This is a genomic window from Sphingobium sp. (genome assembly GCF_041987595.1).
GTDB lineage: Bacteria > Pseudomonadota > Alphaproteobacteria > Sphingomonadales > Sphingomonadaceae > Sphingobium.
On record NZ_JBHIWJ010000027.1, the window covers coordinates 1 to 18,040 of the forward strand.

The 18,040-nt window shown below is 65.4% G+C and carries 16 protein-coding genes, 1 pseudogene and 1 riboswitch; all 17 genes and pseudogenes read right to left on the minus strand.

Annotated elements, in window-relative coordinates:
- Nucleotides 1-413: pseudogene (locus ACFC3J_RS09250) on the minus strand (aminomethyl-transferring glycine dehydrogenase subunit GcvPB); the annotation flags it as partial.
- Nucleotides 410-1,768 (minus strand): aminomethyl-transferring glycine dehydrogenase subunit GcvPA, encoded by a 1,359-nt coding sequence (gcvPA, locus tag ACFC3J_RS09255; protein WP_375195886.1) that lies wholly within the window; start codon nt 1,766-1,768, stop codon nt 410-412. The pseudogene ACFC3J_RS09250 and the gene gcvPA, both read right to left, overlap by 4 nt.
- Nucleotides 1,769-1,821: 53 nt before the next feature.
- Entirely contained in the window at nt 1,822-2,193 is a 372-nt protein-coding gene (gene gcvH, locus ACFC3J_RS09260) for a glycine cleavage system protein GcvH (RefSeq protein ID WP_192665830.1), read from the minus strand.
- 32 nt (nt 2,194-2,225) lie between these two features.
- Nucleotides 2,226-3,377 (minus strand): glycine cleavage system aminomethyltransferase GcvT, encoded by a 1,152-nt coding sequence (gcvT, locus tag ACFC3J_RS09265; RefSeq protein ID WP_375195887.1) that lies wholly within the window; start codon nt 3,375-3,377, stop codon nt 2,226-2,228.
- Between the two features lie 175 nt (nt 3,378-3,552).
- A riboswitch (glycine riboswitch) is annotated at nt 3,553-3,652 on the minus strand.
- Nucleotides 3,653-3,720: 68 nt separating this feature from the next.
- Nucleotides 3,721-4,011: a hypothetical protein gene (locus ACFC3J_RS09270; protein WP_375195888.1), complete on the minus strand. Its 291-nt coding sequence runs from the start codon at nt 4,009-4,011 to the stop codon at nt 3,721-3,723.
- The gene (locus ACFC3J_RS09275; RefSeq protein WP_375195889.1) at nt 4,011-5,168 is read right to left on the minus strand and encodes a deoxyguanosinetriphosphate triphosphohydrolase; all 1,158 of its coding nucleotides are present in this window, start codon (nt 5,166-5,168) and stop codon (nt 4,011-4,013) included. Before ACFC3J_RS09275 ends, ACFC3J_RS09270 begins: the two co-directional genes overlap by 1 nt.
- 10 nt (nt 5,169-5,178) lie before the next feature.
- On the minus strand, nt 5,179-6,945 hold the full coding sequence (locus ACFC3J_RS09280; RefSeq protein WP_375195930.1) for a tetratricopeptide repeat protein: 1,767 nt from the start codon (nt 6,943-6,945) through the stop codon (nt 5,179-5,181).
- A 123-nt stretch (nt 6,946-7,068) separates the two neighbouring features.
- Nucleotides 7,069-8,526 carry a cell division protein FtsZ gene (gene ftsZ / locus ACFC3J_RS09285; protein WP_375195890.1) on the minus strand — a complete coding sequence of 486 codons (1,458 nt, stop codon included), beginning with the start codon at nt 8,524-8,526 and terminating at the stop codon, nt 7,069-7,071.
- 110 nt (nt 8,527-8,636) lie between these two features.
- A complete protein-coding gene (gene ftsA, locus ACFC3J_RS09290; RefSeq protein WP_375195891.1) occupies nt 8,637-9,923 on the minus strand; it encodes a cell division protein FtsA in 1,287 nt (428 codons plus the stop codon).
- Between the two features lie 3 nt (nt 9,924-9,926).
- Nucleotides 9,927-10,865: a cell division protein FtsQ/DivIB gene (locus tag ACFC3J_RS09295; RefSeq protein WP_375195892.1), complete on the minus strand. Its 939-nt coding sequence runs from the start codon at nt 10,863-10,865 to the stop codon at nt 9,927-9,929.
- Nucleotides 10,858-11,799, minus strand: coding sequence for a D-alanine--D-alanine ligase (locus tag ACFC3J_RS09300; protein WP_375195893.1), 942 nt, complete (start codon nt 11,797-11,799; stop codon nt 10,858-10,860). Before ACFC3J_RS09300 ends, ACFC3J_RS09295 begins: the two co-directional genes overlap by 8 nt.
- Complete coding sequence (gene murB / locus ACFC3J_RS09305; protein WP_375195894.1) at nt 11,796-12,737, minus strand: UDP-N-acetylmuramate dehydrogenase; 942 nt, start codon at nt 12,735-12,737, stop codon at nt 11,796-11,798. The genes ACFC3J_RS09300 and murB overlap by 4 nt, the downstream gene beginning before the upstream one ends.
- On the minus strand, nt 12,734-12,931 hold the full coding sequence (locus ACFC3J_RS09310) for a hypothetical protein (RefSeq protein ID WP_375195895.1): 198 nt from the start codon (nt 12,929-12,931) through the stop codon (nt 12,734-12,736). Before ACFC3J_RS09310 ends, murB begins: the two co-directional genes overlap by 4 nt.
- Nucleotides 12,931-14,352 carry a UDP-N-acetylmuramate--L-alanine ligase gene (murC, locus tag ACFC3J_RS09315; protein WP_375195896.1) on the minus strand — a complete coding sequence of 474 codons (1,422 nt, stop codon included), beginning with the start codon at nt 14,350-14,352 and terminating at the stop codon, nt 12,931-12,933. The genes ACFC3J_RS09310 and murC overlap by 1 nt, the downstream gene beginning before the upstream one ends.
- Nucleotides 14,349-15,515 carry an undecaprenyldiphospho-muramoylpentapeptide beta-N-acetylglucosaminyltransferase gene (murG, locus tag ACFC3J_RS09320; protein ID WP_375195897.1) on the minus strand — a complete coding sequence of 389 codons (1,167 nt, stop codon included), beginning with the start codon at nt 15,513-15,515 and terminating at the stop codon, nt 14,349-14,351. The genes murC and murG overlap by 4 nt, the downstream gene beginning before the upstream one ends.
- Entirely contained in the window at nt 15,512-16,714 is a 1,203-nt protein-coding gene (locus tag ACFC3J_RS09325) for an FtsW/RodA/SpoVE family cell cycle protein (RefSeq protein ID WP_375195898.1), read from the minus strand. The genes murG and ACFC3J_RS09325 overlap by 4 nt, the downstream gene beginning before the upstream one ends.
- A gap of 24 nt (nt 16,715-16,738) precedes the next feature.
- On the minus strand, nt 16,739-18,040 hold the full coding sequence (gene murD, locus ACFC3J_RS09330) for a UDP-N-acetylmuramoyl-L-alanine--D-glutamate ligase (protein ID WP_375195899.1): 1,302 nt from the start codon (nt 18,038-18,040) through the stop codon (nt 16,739-16,741).

Here is an 18,040-nt window from a genome sequence, read left to right on the forward strand (position 1 = left end):
AGCGCGCCCTGCACCGTCGACTGCGGCTGAAGCGGATGGAGGTCAGCGAAACCCGGCATCCGCGCGACCTTCTCATTGAGGCGCGGATTATGCTTCATCGTGCAGGAGCCGAGCGGAAACAGGCCAAGGTCGATGGCATAGTTCTGACGGCTGAGGCGCGTATAATGACGCACCGTTTCCTGCTCCGACAGGCCCGGCAGGCCAATGCCGTCGGTGCGGGCGAGATTCCCGAGGCGGCTGACGACCTTCGGCGCTTCCGCGAAGTCGACGCCGGTGGTGTCGGCAGAGCCGATCTCGAAGATCAGCGCTTCTTCCAGCATCAGCGCGCGATTGCCCGTGGCGGTCGCTGGGACGTTGTCGGCTTCCAAGACGGCTTGCGGCGCGGTGGGACGGCCTTCCTTCAGCATGGTCATGCCAGTTCCTCCTCAAGCGCCTTGGCAAAGGCTTCGATATCCTCCGCGGTCACAGTCTCCGTGACGGCGACGACCAGACCGTGGCCGATCTCCGGCGCATCCGGGAACAGGCGGCCCAGCGACACGCCGCCCAGCACGCCCCTGTCGGCAAGGTTGCGGACGGTTTCGCGGGCATCTTTCGACAGGACCAGCGTGAACTCGTTGAAGAAGCTGTCGTTGAGCAGTTGCACACCCGGCACCTGGGCGAGACGATCGGCAGCCTGACAGGCCAGCGCATGGTTGAGCGCCGCCAGCTCGCGCAGGCCCTTTTCGCCCAGCAGGGTCATGTGGATGCTGAACGCCAGCGCGCACAGACCTGAATTGGTGCAGATGTTGGACGTCGCCTTTTCACGCCGGATATGCTGCTCGCGGGTGGAAAGCGTCAGCACGAAGCCGCGCTTGCCCGCCGCGTCCACCGTTTCGCCGCAAAGGCGGCCCGGCATCTGGCGGACATATTTCTGCTTGCAGGCGAACAGGCCGAGATAGGGACCGCCGAACTGGAGGCCGACGCCGATCGACTGGCCTTCCCCGACGACGATGTCCGCGCCCATGGCCCCGGGCGCCTTGATCGCGCCCAGCGCAACCGGCTCGGTGACGACCGCGACCAGCAGCGCGCCTGCCGCATGGGCGGCGTCAGCGAGCGGGGTGAGGTCCGCGATGCGGCCCAGAATATCGGGATATTGGACGACGACGCAGCTCGTGTCCCTGTCGATCCCGGCGATCAGCGCGTCGATATCGGTCGTGGCATCGAGCGTCGGAGCCTTGTGCACCAGCGCGTCGCCGGTGAACTTCGCCATGGTGTTGGCGACGGAGACATAATGGGGATGCAGGCCGGAGGACAGGATCGCCTTGCCGCGCTTGGTGATGCGGCGGGCCATGCCGATCGCTTCCCAGCAGGCGGTCGAGCCGTCATACATGGATGCATTGGCGACGTCACAGCCCAGCAGACGCGCCACCTGGGTCTGGAATTCGAACAGCACCTGCAACGTGCCCTGGGCGATTTCCGGCTGATAGGGCGTGTAGGCGGTCAGGAACTCGCCGCGCTGGATCAGATGGTCGACGCTGGCAGGGACATGATGTTTGTACGCGCCCGCGCCCAGGAAGAAGGGCGCCTCCCCTGCCGACAGATTTTGCCGCGCCAGAGCCGCCATATGGCGCTCAACCGCGAGTTCGCTGGCATGATCGGGCAGGCCGGCGATCTTCTCGGACAGGCGGGCTTGTGCGGGGACGTCCACGAACAGGTCGTCGATTGTCGACGCGCCGATGACGGACAGCATGTCCTGCCGGTCAGTGTCGGTAAGGGGTAGGTAGCGCATGATATATTCCTGCGGACGCCGTTCCCGCACAGGCGGGAACGGCGATGATAAGATCAGAGCGAGGCCACGAACTTCTTGTAGGCGGCTTCGTTCATCAGGCCTTCCAGCTCGCTGGCGTCAGTGACGCGCAGCTTGAAGAACCAGCCGTCTTCCTCGGCGTCGCTGTTCACGAGCGCCGGCTCGTCCTCCAGCGCGCCGTTGGTTTCAACGACCTCGCCCGAGATCGGCGCATAGACGTCCGAAGCGGCCTTGACGGACTCCACGACGGCGGCGTCGTCGCCCTTTTCGAAGCTGGTCCCTTCGGCGGGCAGTTCGACGAACACGATGTCGCCCAGCTGCTCCTGCGCATAATCGGTGATGCCCACGGTGGCGATTTCGCCCTCGACATCGATCCATTCATGTTCGTCGGTGAAATAACGGCTCATGGTGATACTCCCCTCGGAAAGATTGAGAAATTTCACGCCTTGCGGCGATAACGGTGCGGCACGAACGGCATCGGCGCAACGGTGGCGGCAATGCGCTTGCCACGCACCTCGATTTCGAGTGCCTCATCCAGCCCGGCATGCGGCAGGCTGACCCAGCCCATGGCGATCGGCGCGCCTACGGTCGGCGCAAAACCGCCGGATGTCACTTCACCCACCAGCACATCGCCTGCATAGATTGATGCCCCTTCGCGAGCGGGCAACCGCCCTTCGATCTTCAGTCCCACGCGCTTCGAACCCGGCCCGTCGGCCAGTTCCTTCATCACGCGGGCATGGCCGATGAAGCCGCCTTCCTCGCGGCGGCGCTTCTGGATGGCAAAGCCCAGATCGGCGCCAATGGTGCTGACGGCGGGCGTCAGGTCATGGCCATAGAGCGGCAGCCCCGCTTCCAGTCGCAGCGAGTCCCGCGCGCCAAGACCGATCGGCTTCACCTGCGGCAGTTCGCACAGCGCATCCGCCAGCAGCGTCGCATCCTCAGCGGGCACGCTGATCTCGAAGCCGTCCTCGCCGGTATAGCCCGACCGGCTGATCCACAACGGCACGCCGCGCCAGATGAAGGGACCGGACTGCATGAAAAGGAGGTCGGCGGTCTCGGGGATCAGGCTCGCCAGCGCCTCCCCCGCCTCCGGTCCCTGCAGGGCAAGAAGCGCCTGCTCGTCCATATGATTCATCACGACCTCATCGGGCAGATGCTCGATCATCCAGCCGATATCGTCATATTTGGTCGCGCCGTTGACGACCATATAGATGTCCGCGCCGTCAAAAGCGTCGCCGCCGAGCCGCGAGACCATCAGATCGTCAAGGATGCCGCCCTCTTCATCGAGCAGCATCGAATAGCGCTGACGGAAGGGTTTCAGCCCCTTGATATCGCTCGGCAGCAGATGCTCCAGCGCTTCGTCGACGCCTTCACCGGAAAAGGTAAGCTGGCCCATATGGCTGACGTCGAACAACCCGGCATGCTCACGCGTCCAGGCGTGCTCGGCCATGATGCCTTCATACTGGATCGGCATGTGATAGCCTGCAAAGCCGACCATGCGCGCACCCTTTGCGCGATGCCACGCGTCGAGCGGCAGCGCCTGCAACGGCAATTCTTCTTCGATATGGGCGATGTCGTCATTGCCTGACATGGGGGCGGCCTTTCCGTGCGGGTTACTGGCGACAAACGCTAAAGTCCGGAGTCGGACTCATCCCGTCTGCCACCCCCTCTGTCACGGAACCTGAGAGCTTTGACCACCAATCATTCGATCGGATGGCTTACCCCTTCGGTGGGACGGCCTGAACCGTCCGCTTTCCAGAGTGCCTGCCCATGATGCGGTCCTTTGGCCTGAGAGATTCCGGGGCGGTTGCTCCTTCGGCGATGGGGTGGCCTCAAAGGCTTCCCATGCTCTCCCGCATCAAGTCCGGGACCCGAATCCTCGAGGCCCAGCGACAATTTTTGCATTGCGTGAAACGAAGCGCGCCGTCAATCGCTCAATCGGTGCCTTCCTCTTTTGCCAGCCGCTGCGCAAGGATCCGGGCGGAGTGGCGCAGTTCGGCAAGGCGCTGATTGGCCGACGCATCGGTCAGCTCGAGCGCGGCCAGTCCCTCCTCGCCTTCGAACAGGCGCAGGAAACGTTCGACGCCCGCGAAATTGGAGTCGGCCACCAGATGCCGGATCAGGTCGATCCGCCCGGACCAAAGCCGGTCGTCATTCCTCCGCAGCAGGTTGGCGAGATCTTCGAGCTGAGCCGCGAGCGCGGCGATCTGGGGGTGCAAGGGCATCAGGCGATCTCCAGCCTGCCGAAAATCTCGGCATGGCATTTTTCTGCATAGCGGTCGGTCATGCCGGCGATGAAATCGCCGATATGGCGGCTGCGCTCAGGCTCGGACGACAGGCAATCGCCGCGCCATTCCCCCGGCATAAGCCCGGGGTCAGCCTGATAGGCGCGGAACAGGTCCGTCACGATCACCCGCGCGCGGTCGGCGGCCGCCAGTTGCGATGGGTGGTGGTAGAGCGTGGCATACATGAAGCGCTTGAGGTCGCGCTCCTGCGCAGCCAGTTCGGGCGAGAAGCCCACCAGCGTCCGCCCGATGCCGCGCACATCCTCGACGGTCTCGACGCCCGATTCCGCAATGTTGGCGCGCGTGGCGGCGATCAGGTCATTGGCCATCACGCCGATCTGCTCGCGCACCAGTTCCCGCAGCAGCCGGTCTTCGGGCACATCGGGATAACGGCCGCGAACCCGGTCCCAACAGCTTTTGACAAGCGGAACGGAGAGAAGCTGATCGAGCGTGAGCAAGCCCGCCCGCAGACCGTCATCGATATCATGATTGTCATAGGCGATATCATCGGCAATCGCCGCCAACTGCGCCTCCAGCGAAGCGTGGCTGGGCAGATCGAGCGGGAACAGCGCATCCACCTCGCGCATCGCCCAACCCGGATGGGTGATCGGCCCGTTATGCTTGGCCAGCCCCTCCAGCATTTCCCAGCTGAGGTTCAGTCCCCGAAAACGCGGATAAGGGCTTTCCAGCAGCATCAGCGTGCGCAGCGTATGCGCATTATGATCGAAGCCGCCATGCGCATCGAGCGCCGCTTCCAGCGCATCCTCGCCCGCATGGCCGAAGGGCGGATGGCCGATATCATGGGCGAGGCAGAGGGCTTCGGTCAGGTCCTCGTTCAGTCCCAGCGTCCGCGCCGTGGTGCGGCCGATCTGCGCGACCTCCAGACTGTGGGTCAGGCGCACGCGATAATGATCGCCGTCGGGCGAGACGAACACCTGCGTCTTGTGGCGCAGCCGCCGGAAGGCGATGCTGTGGATGATGCGGTCGCGGTCACGCTGGAACACGTCGCGGGGACCGCGCACCTCCCCGCACGGCTCCGCGTGCAGGCGGCCCCGGCTGTGATCGGGACAGGAGGCATAAGAGGCGAGCGTCGTCATGCGGCGCGTTCTACTGGGACGGCAGCCGTTCGACCACCTCTCCCGCATCGCTTTTCCACGCAAAGACATCTGCCCCTGCCGATTTCAGCTTGTCCTCCAGCGTCTTGGCGCGGGTAAAGCTGCTGAACGGCCCGACCAGCAGGCGATTGGTGCGCCCCCAGCCCGCGACCCAGGCATCCTGCGGCTCCAGCGTCGCATATTTCTTCCGCAACCCCTTCATGGTGAAGGCCAGCGCGCCTTTGTTGGCGCCCGTCCCGACCTGAAGCCAGTTGCGCGAGGGATTGGCGGCGAGGCGCGCCTTCTCCGCGGCGGCCTTCTTCTTTTCCTCGGCCAGTTGCCTGGCCTTGGCATCGGCTTCGGCCTTTGCCTTGGCGGCGGCGGCCTTCTTCGCCTTTTCCGCGGCGGCAGCGGCGGCGGATTCGCGCTCGGCCCGGCGGGCGGCCTGTATTTGCGCGACCTCCGCCAGATCCACGGCGACCACATTGGACTGGCGCTCGGACTCGGGCACGTCGATGGCGTGGATGATGTCGGCCAGACTGCGCGCGACCGCAGGATCTACCTGCGCCTGAGCCGCAGGCGCAGGCGGCGCAGCCTCTGCCGGAGCAGGCTGCGGAGTTTGGGGCGCTGCCTGCGACTGGGCGGCAGGCGCGGACGCCTGCGCCAGCGTGATCGCGTTGAGCTGGCTGGACGGCGACGGCTGGCTGGCGGCGGGCGGCGCGGTCTGCACCGATTCAAATCCGGGCGCGGGCGGACCCTGAACATTGGGTGATGGGGCGGCGGGCCCTGGCTGCGGAGGCGGGACCGTCCGTGCTGGCGCCGCGGGAACGGGCGCGGCGCGCGCGGGCGCCGTTTCCGCCTGCGCGAGCGTCGCCGTGCCCGTCCCGTTGCGGCGCGCCCGGCGATCATCCTTTGCCGACCGGGCCGGCTGGGGCGTTTGAACCGCGGGTGGCCTGGCCGCTGCCGCTGCTTCCGCCGGGGCGAAAGCCGGCGGCGTCGGCGTGATCGCCGCGATGGTCGTGCCGACGCGAGCCGGGAAATGCCCGAAATGCACGGCCGCGGCCTTTTGCGCGCCGGTCAGATAGGGCATTTTCTGCATATAGGGGATGATCGCGCTCGCCAGATGCGCGGGCATGGTCTGTTCCGCGATCTTGCGGGCATCCGCCTGACGATTATTCATCGCCAGAATGAAGGCCCGGTAACGCCAGGCGGCCCGGTCGCTCTTGTAAAGCAGCGGCTTCAGAACCCGTTCCGCCGCGTCCACCTGCCCCGATATGCCCAGCGAGGCGGCATAGCGGTGGGTCAGTTCGACATCATCGGGCTTGCGCTGGAGCGCGGTTTGATAATCGCGTTGCGCGCCCGCCTGATCGCCCGTCATGTCCTTGGCCAGACCGCGATCGGACAGCAGCGACGCTTCGGCATAGCCCATGCGGGTGGCCTGATCGAAGAGGCGCAGGGCTTCGGCCGGATTCTGGTTCTTGAGCATGACGCGGCCCAGCCCCGCCTTCACCTTGCCGTTATTCGGCTGGAGCGTGTCGGCCCGCGCAAAGAAGCCGGCCGCGGCCCGCGCATCATCCATGTCGAGCGCCGCTTCGCCTGCGCCGATCAGCGCATTCACATCGCGTGGATTGGACGCCAGCCGGGCCAGATTGCTGTTGAGATCTTCGGTGCTGGATGGGCGGATCGCCTGCACCTGGCCCGGTTGCGCCAGAACGGGTTGCGCCAGGGCGCTGCCCGCCAGAAGCAGCCCGCCCAATATCCGAATGTCATAACGTCTCACAGGCACCCTTTAACGGATTTTGGCGGGACAAGGGAATATGCCAAAAGAAAAAGCGCGCCCGGTTGCCCATGGCAGCCGATAGCGCGCTTATCCTTTGGCGGCAGGGAGGGAACCCGCGCCTGTTTACTGGTTGCTCTGGCGGTTCAGGAAGCGCGGAATATCCGGCGTCGCGGCGCCATCATCGCTGGCCGCTGCGCCCTTGTCCGCACCGCGCGTCAGGCCAGCCATGCGCTCGAACAGCGTGCCGCCCGTCGCCACGCGGGGCGCCGCCTGCGGCGCGGGCGCGGGAACGGGCTGCGCCGGGGCAGCAGCCTCTTCAGCGCCCAGCAGCAGTTCGTCCTGCGTCGGATCTTCGTCCGAGAAGACCGCCGCCGGACGCGGCGGCGAGAAGGGCGCGGGCGCCTTTTCCGCGACCGGCGGGGTCAGCGGCGCAGGCGCAGGCGCTGCGGGCACATCCAGTTCCAGCGTTTCGGGTTCCGGTTCCGGCGCCGCGACAGGCGGAGGGGCCGGAGCGGCGACCGGGGCGGGCTTGGGAGCGGCCGCCTGGGGAACCGCGACGGCCGGGCGGCTAGCGAAGCTGAACGGCTGGGTCAGCGGCGCGGCGTTGCCGGCGGCGTCGCTGTCGATGCCGGTGGCGACCACCGACACGCGGATCTTGCCGTTAAGGCCGTCATTGAAGGCCGAACCCCAGATGATGTTCGCGTCCGGATCGACCAGTTCGCGAATATGATTGGCGGCTTCGTCGACTTCCATCAGGCGCATGTCGTCGCCGCCCACGATGGAGACGATCACGCCCTTGGCGCCGCGCATGGACACGCCATCGAGCAGCGGATTGGCGATCGCCTTTTCGGCAGCCTGCAACGCGCGGCCGTCACCTTCGGCTTCGCCGGTGCCCATCATCGCCTTGCCCATCTCGCCCATGACCGAACGGACGTCGGCGAAGTCGAGGTTGATGAGGCCCGGCATGACCATGAGGTCGGTGATGCCGCGAACGCCCTGCTGCAACACCTCGTCAGCCATCTGGAAGGCTTCCTTGAAGGTGGTGTTGGGATTGGCGATCAGGAACAGGTTCTGGTTCGGGATGACGATGAGGGTATCGACATGCTTTTGCAGCTCTTCGATACCGCTTTCCGCCGACTTCATGCGGCGATTGCCCTCGAAGGTGAAAGGCTTGGTCACCACGCCGACCGTCAGGATGCCGCGATCCCGCGCCGCCTTGGCGATGACGGGCGCTGCGCCGGTGCCGGTGCCGCCGCCCATGCCTGCCGCGATAAAGCACATATGCGCGCCTTCCAGCGCCTGCTCGACCGAAGCGATCGTCTCTTCCGCCGCGGCCTTGCCGATTTCAGGGCGAGAACCCGCGCCAAGACCTTCGGTGATTTGCGGACCAAGCTGGATGCGTCGTTCCGCAGGCGAGGCGTTCAGCGCCTGCGCGTCGGTGTTGGCGACGATGAAATCCACGCCCTCGACCGAGGCGGCGATCATGTTCGCGATGGCGTTACCGCCCGCGCCGCCGACGCCGATCACCGCGATGCGTGGCTTCAACTCGTCCACATGCGGCGGGCTGATTTCAATGCTCATAAATTCTAGCTCCCTCCAGCTTCGGTGACGTGAGCGAAACTGTCATCGAAGGTTAATGCAACAGATAATGGCGTAATTCACCACTAAATTTCGTCTGACTTGAGTTTATTTCAATAGTTCGTCTTCATGGCTTTGACCATTCTCTGCCACCATGCGGGCGCACCGATACGATGGACCGTCTGAGGAGCGGGCGCTATCGTTCTAAGATCAACCGGGTTTGAAGCGCCGTAAAGCGCAAGGCCAGCGAGCGTCGCGAAGGCCGGACCGCTATGCGCTTCGGGCAGCGCAGCCAACCCGCGCGGTCGCCCGATCCGCACCGCGCGCCCTAAAGCACCCTGGGCATAGTCGGCAATGCCCTTCATCTCCGCCCCGCCGCCGGTCAGCACGACCTGCCGTCCGGTAGGGGTGTTGAAGCCCATGCCGGCCAGAGCAGCGTTCACCTCGACCATGATCTGGTTCAACCGCTCGCAGATCACGGCGACCAGCGCGGCGCGGGTGATCTTGCCGCCATCGGCGTTGGGGCCGGCGCTCTGCCCCGGAATGGCGACATCGCCGTGGGGTGCGGCAATCTCGATCATGTCGCGGAAGTCGCGACGATTCTGCATGGCGGAGCCGTAAAAGCATTTGATCCGCTCCGCCTGACTGCGACGGATGCCGAAGGCCGAGGCAATGTCATCGGTAATGTCCGACGCGCCGATGGGAATGGAATGCAGACCGACCAGCATACCGCCCGCATAAAGCGAGACATTGGTGACGCCAGCGCCCAGTTCGACCAGCGCGACGCCCAGATCCCTCTCCTCTTCGGACAGGCAGGCAAGGCCGGTTGCGATCGGGGAAGCGACGATCGAATTGACGTTGAGATAAGCCCCGCGCACGCAAAGATCGAGATTGGCCAGCGGCGCGCCATCGGCCAGCACGACATGGATATCGACGCCGAGCAGGTCCGCGTGCATCCCCAGCGGCTTCTTCACCGGAACCCGGCCGTTGATGGTGAAGCAGGTCGGCTGGGCATGCAACACCACACGGCCATCGGGATCGATCCCCTGCTGGCCGGTGGTCAGAAGATCGTCGATGTCGCCCTGCTCGACACGATAGCCGCCCATGTCGCGTTCGACCGTGACGACGTCGCTGACGAGCGAACCGCCCGAGAAGCTGACCCAGACATCCTCTATATTGGTGCCCGCGACGCGCTCGGCCTGTTCGACCGTCTCGCGCACCGCAAGTTCCGTGCGCTCCATATCCGCGATGAAGCCGCGCCGCACGCCCCGGCTCTCGCGCTGGCCGGTGCCCAAAATCGCCAGCTCACCATTTTCGGTGCGCCCCGCGATCAGCGCGGACACCTTCCACGATCCGATATCGATCGCAGTGACGAACTTTTCGACCTTGGGTTGGGCCATCGGTCAGCCTTCCTCGCCCTTGGCAGGTGCCTCGGCATCGGTCGCGGGCTTTTCACTCGTCTGCCCCTGCGGCAGACGCAGGATGAAGCGATCGGGGTCGCGCATGTCGAACTTGACGATCCCCCGGCCGAGCAGACGGTTCACGCCGTCCATCCGCGCGAAATTGACCAGCGCCGTGGCGGAGGGCTTGTCGCCTTCGGGCAGCGACAGCGTCTCACCCGACTGAAAGCGCAGATCCCAGCGCCGGTTCCCGACCCAGGTCGCGCCCGCCAGCATCGGCTTCAGCGCCGGGGCATTTTCCATCAGCTTGTTGAGACCTGCGGTCTGGAGATTGGCGTTCGGACCGACGACCAGCGGCAGATCGGGCATCGCGCCCGCCGACACCGATTGCAGCACCACCCCCTGCACGTCGATCAGCTGGAGCTGGCCGTCATGCTGCCACACTGCCACCGGATCGCGCTCGACGATATCGACCACCAGCGTATCAGGCAGCCGCCTGGAAATGCGGGCATCCTTGACCCAGCCGAGCTTCAGCATGTCGTCCCGCACCTTGGGCAGATCGAGCGCGAGCATCGAGCGGCTCACCTGACCCAGCGCGATATTGTAGATGGGCAGCTCGTCCATGCGCTCGACGCCGCGCACTTCGACCTTCTCGACCTCGAAGCCGGCCTTGGCGGCCAGTTCGGACGCTTTCTGTCCGGCCATGGCGGGAAGGCCCAGCAGCATCGATATGCCCACCACGCCTGCCAGCACGATGCCGACGATCGCCCAGCTCGCCATGCGCTGAAGCGTTTCTTCGCTCACCGGGAGCATGTCGAGCAGGCTGTCGATCCAGCTGCGGCGCCTGACCGGACGCCCTCTCGCTCCGCTGCGGCCGCGCGCGCCGGCCGCGCGCGTCGTCAGCCGCGCCGTCCCGCCACGCCGGATGCGTGCTTCAGCCATGCTTTGCCCCCTCTAGCGCCTGCTCGACAATACGCTCCACCAGCTCGGCATAGTCAATGCCCAGCTTCGCCGCCTGTTCGGGAACCAGGCTCAGGGGGGTCATGCCCGGCTGTGTGTTGACCTCCAGCAGGAACAGCCCCTCTACGCCCAAATTGTCGTCCCAGCGAAAATCGGAGCGTGACGCGCCCTTGCAGCCCAGCAGTTGATGAGCGCGCAGAGCGATCGCCTTGCAGGCCTCGGCGATTTCGTCCGGAATATCCGCGGGGCAGACATGCTCGGTCATGCCGTCGGTATATTTGGCGTCAAAATCATAGAAGCCGCTTTTCGGACGCAGTTCCGTCACCAGCAGCGCCTCGTCGCCCAGCACGGCGGTCGTCAGTTCCCGGCCGCGAATATAGGGTTCGGCCAGCAGCTCGTCGAAATGCAGCCACGGCCCCTCGACATCGCGGCCTATGGGCGAGCCGTAATTGCCGTCCTGCGTCACGATGGCGACGCCGACCGAACTGCCCTCATTGACCGGCTTCACCACATAGGGGCGCGGCAGCGGATCGGCTTCGAACAGGCTCTCGCTGCTCACGATATGGCCGCCGGGCATGGGGATGCCGTGGGGCACCAGCGCCTGCTTGGTCAGCTGCTTGTCGATCGCGATGACCGAGGTAGCGAGGCCCGAATGGGTGTAGGTGAGACCCATCAGGTCCATCATGCCCTGCACCGTGCCATCCTCGCCGGGAACGCCGTGAAGGGCGTTGAACACGACATCAGGTTTCGTTTCCGAGAGGCGCAGGGCGACATCGCGGTCCATGTCGATGCGCGTGACCTTGTGGCCGCGCGATTCCAGCGCCTTGGCGACGCCCTCGCCGCTTGACAGCGAAACGGGCCGCTCGGCGGACCAGCCGCCCATCAGGACGGCAACATGCCAGGGACCACGGCTCACTTCTTAACTCCCACAAGATTTTCAATCCTCGCGTCGGCGACAGACAGGCCGACGCGCTGAATTTCCCATTCCAGTTCGACGCCGCTCTTTTCCTTCACGCGGCGCCGCACTTCCTCGCCCAAGGCCTCGATGTCCGCGCTGGTCGCCTCGCCGAGGTTGAGGAGGAAATTGGTGTGCTTCTCCGAAACCTGCGCGCCGCCCAGTTGCAGCCCGCGGCAACCGGCTTCGTCCACCAGCTGCCAGGCCTTGTGCCCTTCGGGATTCTTGAAGGTCGAGCCGCCCGTCTTGCTACGGAGCGGCTGGCTTTCTTCGCGGGCGGCGGCGATGCGGTCCATTTCCGCCTGAATGGCGGCTGGTTCGCCCGGAGACCCCCGGAACACCGCGCTCACGACGACCGCGCCCTCCGGCAGACTGCTGTGGCGATAGGTGTAGCCCAGCGCATCGAGCGGCAGCGTCACCTGCTCGCCCGAGCGGAGCACGACGTCGCACTCCACCAATATGTTGCAGGTTTCGCGACCATAAGCGCCGCCATTCATCCTTACGAACCCGCCGACCGTGCCGGGGATCGAGCGCAGAAACTCCAGCCCGGCAATCCCGGCATCGCGCGCCGTCGAGGACACCAGAATCCCCGAAGCGCCCCCTCCGCAGCGCAAGCCGGTCGCATCCAGCTGCTCCACCTTCGCAAAAGGCTTGCCGAGGCGCACGACCACGCCGGGAACGCCGCCATCGCGAACGATCAGGTTGGAGCCAAGCCCCAGCGCCATCACCGGGATCGCCGGGTCCAGAGCCGCCAGAAAATCGGAAAGGTCTTCGGCATCCTTCGGCTCGAACAGCCATTCCGCAAGCCCCCCCGCCTTGAACCAGACGAGGGGACCAAGCGGCGCATCAGGCTTGAGCGAACCGCGAACCGGAGGAAGGGACGTCGTCGCCCGCGTCAATCGCGTATCCCCCAGAGCCGCATCCAGCCCTTCATCGCCCTCGCCCCCGCTTCGCCCGCCTGATTGGCGGCCATGCCGGCCTCCACGTTGCGCTGGGCTGCGTCGACCATCTGCTGCGCTGCCTCAAGGCCCTGCATCTGGACGTCGATCATGCGCTTCTGCATTTCGAGACCGACGTTGAACAGTTCGAACATCAGGCCGCTTCCTTCTGCGCCACGGCCGAGGCAAGCCCCGCCGCCCATTTGGTGATGTCGCCCGCGCCAAGGCAGATGATCATGTCGTCCGCATGAACATCGGCGGCGATCACACGGGCAAGGTCATCGGCGCCCTCGATCGTCGCGGCGTGACGATGCCCCCGCCGCTTGAGGCCCGCGACCAGTTCGCCGCTGTCCACGCCCTCGATCGGCTGCTCGCCTGCGGGATAGACCGGGGCGGCGTAGACGATGTCGGCATCGTTGAAGGCCTGCTGGAACTCGTCCATGAGGTCGCGCAGACGGGTAAAGCGGTGCGGCTGGACCACGGCGATGACGCGGCCTTTCGCTCCTTCGCGGGCGGCGGCCAGCACCGCCCTGATCTCGACCGGATGGTGACCATAATCATCGATCACCGTTGCGGTGCCGCCCTCGACGGCGATTTCCCCGACCTTCGTAAAGCGCCGCTTCACGCCACCGAATTTGGCAAAGCCGGTCTGGATGGTCGCGTCGTCGATCCCCATCTGCAACGCCACGCCGATCGCCGCCATGGCGTTCAGCACATTGTGACGGCCAGGCATCGGCATTTCGATGCCTTCAATGCGGCGGATCAAGCCGTCCCGCTCGCGGATCTGCACGTCGAAACGGTTGCCGCCGGGGATGGGCTGGACATTTTCGCCACGGATGTCGGCCTGCGCCGAAAAACCGTAGGTGACGATGCGCCGGTCCTGCACGCGCGGCAGGATCGCCTGCACCTCCGGATGGTCGAGGCAGAGCATCGCCGCGCCATAGAAGGGCACATTCTCGACGAACTCGACAAAGGCGTCCTTCACCCTGTCGAAGCTGCCATAATGGTCGAGATGCTCGGGATCGATATTGGTCACCACCGCCAGCGTGCCGTCGAGCCGCAGGAAGCTGCCGTCGCTTTCGTCGGCTTCGACCACCATCCAGTCGCTCTTGCCGAGGCGGGCGTTGGAGCCATAGCTGTTGATGATGCCGCCATTGATGACGGTCGGGTCCACCCCGCCCGCGTCCAGCAGCGCCGCGACCATGGAGGTGGTCGTGGTCTTGCCATGCGTGCCCGCGACCGCGACGGTCGACTTCAACCGCATCAGCTCCGCCAGCATTTCGGCGCGGCGAATGACGGGAACGCGCTTTTCCAGCGCCAGATCGACTTCCGGATTGCCCTTCTTGATGGCGGTGGAGGTCACGACCACAGCAGCATCGCCCAGATTTTCGGCCTTGTGGCCGATCATCACCGGGATGCCCTTCTTGCGCAGCCCCTCGACAACATAGCCTTCGGCGACGTCGGACCCCTGAACCCTGTAACCCAGATTATGCATCACCTCGGCGATGCCGGACATGCCGATGCCGCCAATGCCGATGAAATGGATCGTGCCGATGTCGGTGCCGACACCCTTCATGCGGGAACTCCCTGGAGATTGAGGCTGGTCGGCGTCGGGCCGACACGCAGCGGATCATTGACGATGGGCGCGGGGCCGATGCTTTCCAGCAAATCGGCCATGTCGCGCGCGGCATTGGGTCGGCCACAGGCGCGGGCGCGCTTGGCGGCGTTCTGGAGGGCGCCGGGTTCCAGCGCCATCTTCTGCATCTGCTTGGCGAGTTCGACAGCGGTGAAGCGCGCCTGCGGGATGGTGCGCGCACCGCCCGCCTCGGTCATTTCGCGGGCATTGACGGTCTGATGATCGTCCATGGCGCTCGGCAGGGGGATCAGGATCGCCGGACGGCCCGCGCAGGTCAGTTCCGCCAGCGTCGAAGCCCCCGCGCGGGCGATCACCAGATGCGACCAGCCCAGCTTTTCCGGCACATCGTTGAAATAGGTCGCCAGATCCGCCGGGATTTCGAGCTCGGCATAGAGCTTGCGCACCCGCTCGATATCCTCGGCGCGGCACTGTTGCGTCACCTGCAAACGGCGGCGCAGGCTCAAGGGCAACATGCCAAGGCCGTCGGGCACGACGCTGGAGAGGATCGTCGCCCCCTGGCTGCCGCCGATCACCAGCACGCGGAAGACGCTTTCGTCGGTCAGCGCGGGGAATTCCTCTTCGCGCAACTGCTTCACTTCCTCGCGCACCGGATTGCCGATCAGGTGGACCTTCCCTGCATATTTGTCCCGCAACCGCTCCACATCGGGATAGGCGGTCGCGATGGCATCGACCCGTCCGGCGAGATAGCGGTTCACCCGGCCGAGTACCGCATTCTGTTCATGGATCGCGGTCGGAATGCCATCGGCCAGCGCGCCCAGCAGCGCAGGCATGGCCGGATAGCCGCCGAAACCCACTACGGCAGTCGGACGGAAAGTCTCATTCAGCCGCCGCGCCATCGCCCGGCCCGCGAGGATCGCGTTCAGCGCGCCAGGCCAGCTTTTGGGATTCCTGGTCATCCGCCCGGCGGGCATGACATGCACCTGCGCCCGTTCGAAAACGCCCGGAATCTTCGCGCCGCGCTCATCCGTCACCAGCGCGACATGATGGCCGCGCAGCATCAGCTCTTCCGCCACGGCATGCGCGGGAATCATGTGACCACCCGTCCCGCCGGCGGCGAGGACGAAGTGTCGGGAAATGCTCATCGACCACTCCATTTGACGACCGTATGCCGGCCCATGAAGGGGTTGCGCCGCGTGAATGCGAGCAACAGGCCGACGCCGATACAAAGTGCCAGCATAGAGGAGCCACCGTAGCTGATAAAGGGCAGCGTCATGCCCTTGGACGGAAATATCTGGGCGTTGACGCCCATGTTGATGATCGCCTGCAGGCCGAACTGGGTCGTCAGGCCCGCCGCGGCGAGGATGGTGAAATTATCGTCCTCGTCCAGCATGCGCAGGAAAACCCGCACCACGATGGCCAGATAGACGCAGGCGATGCCGATGCAGGCGAGCAGTCCGAATTCCTCCCCGATCACGGAGAAGATATAGTCGGTATGCGCTTCGGGCAGGCGGAACTTGGCCTGACCGCCGCCCGGCCCGACGCCAAGGAACCCGCCATGGGTGATGGTGCGGAAAGCCAGCTCCGTCTGGTCCGGCCCCACATCCTGCGCGACACCGATGCCGAGGAAGTCGTTGATGCGCTGACGGCCATTCTCGTAGAACATGTACATCAGCACCAGCCCACCCAGCCCGGCGCCCGCCAGACCGCCAATGGCCCGCATCGAGACGCCGGAAAGCAGCAGCAGCCCACCCCAGCAGGCGAGGAAGATCACGGTCTGGCCAAAGTCCGGCTGCTTCATCAGGATCGCGGCGATCAAGGCCGTGGTCGCGCCGGTAAAGGGAATCACGGGCAAGGACATATCCTTGCCGCGCAGGGACAGCAGCCAGGCCATGGTCACGACATAGACGGGTTTCAGAAACTCGGAAGGCTGGAAGCGGAAGCCGGGCAGGTCGATCCAGCGCTTCGCTCCGTTCACCACGGAACCGAGCACCGGAACCAGCAGCAGCGCGAGGGCGAAGAAAATGCAGAGCCCGAAAGCCAGCCGCCGAGCCTGAGTGCGGGGCAGCATGGAGATCACCAGCATGATCGGCAGGCCAATGAATACCCACATCAGCTGGCGGTAGAAATAGATGAGGGGCGTCACCGACACCGTGCTGGTGGACCGGTCGATCGCCGCCACGGGCGAAGCGGCGGCGACCGCCACCAGCCCGATCGCCATCAGCGCGACGATCAGAGACAGCAGCACGCGGTCGATTTCCCAGAACCAGATGGCCAGCGCCGTGCGCTCACGCGGGACGGTGCGGTTCCTGAACTCCTTTACAAGATCGCCTGCCCTCGACATGCCCCCAAGCTCCTCCGATTCCCTCTATTCCAACGCAGCGACGGCAGCGGCGAAGGCATCGCCCCTCGCTTCGAAATCGCGAAACTGGTCGAAACTCGCGCAGGCGGGCGACAACAGCACCACATCCCCCGGCTGGGCCATCCTCGCCGCGCGGCGAACGGCGGCCGATAGCATTTCTGAATCGTCGACCGCCATATGCGGCTTCAACAGCTCAACGAACATAGGCCCCGCTTCACCGATGGTATAGGCCTGGGCCACATGGCCGAACCAGGGCGCGCACTCGTCCAGATTGTCGGTCTTGGCAAGGCCGCCGACGATCCAGTGCAGCCGCTTGCGCCCCTCGACCGGCGGATAGGCGGCCAGAGCGGGCGCGGTCGAGGCGGCGTTGGTCGCCTTGCTGTCGTTGACATAGAGGACGCCGTTCAGCTCCCGCACCCGCTGCATCCGGTGCGGCAGACTGGCATAGGTCGCCAGCGCCTGCTCGATGGTCGCCTCATCAATGCCCAGCGCGCGGGCGACGGCGATGGCGACGGCGGCGTTCTGGGCATTATGCGGCCCCTGCAAGGAAGGCCAGCCGGCCTGCGCGGCGGGATCGATGTCAGCAGCCCTCACCTCGACACGGCGCGCGCCCTGTTGGGCAGCAATGGAGCGGCTCGGCTGGTCTTCGGTTGCGATCACGGCGACATGATCGGGCGACTGCATGCCGAATAGCCGCGCCTTGGACGCCACATAGCCCTCAAAACCATTATAGCGGTCCAGATGGTCCGGCGTGATGTTGAGCAGCACCGCCACGTCGCAATCGAGGCTGCGGGTCAGGTCGATCTGATAGCTGGACAGTTCCAGCACATAGATGCCGCCTTCCGGCAACGGGTCCTGTCCCAGAATCGGCAGGCCGATATTGCCGCCCATCCGGGTCGGGATGCCCGCCGTCTCGATGATATGATGGATCAAGGCGGTCGTGGTCGACTTGCCGTTGGTGCCGGTGATCCCGACCACGCGATGTTTGGGCAGCGAGGGCCGGGCGAGCGCGAACAGCTCTATGTCGCCGATGATGGGCACCCCCGCCAGCTTGGCATGCATGGCAATGGGATGCTTGTTGAGCGGCACGCCGGGCGACACGACCACGCCGTCAAAGCCCTGAAGGTCGATTTCGGTGGGATCGGCCAGTTCCGCCTTGTCCGCTACGGTTTCGCGGGCTTCGTCGCGGCTGTCCCAGGCGACGACCCCTGCCCCGCTCGCCGCAAGACATTCGACCGTGGCGAGACCGGAACGAGCCAGCCCCAGCACCGCATATTTCCTGCCCGCAAAAGCGTCCGAAACGATCAT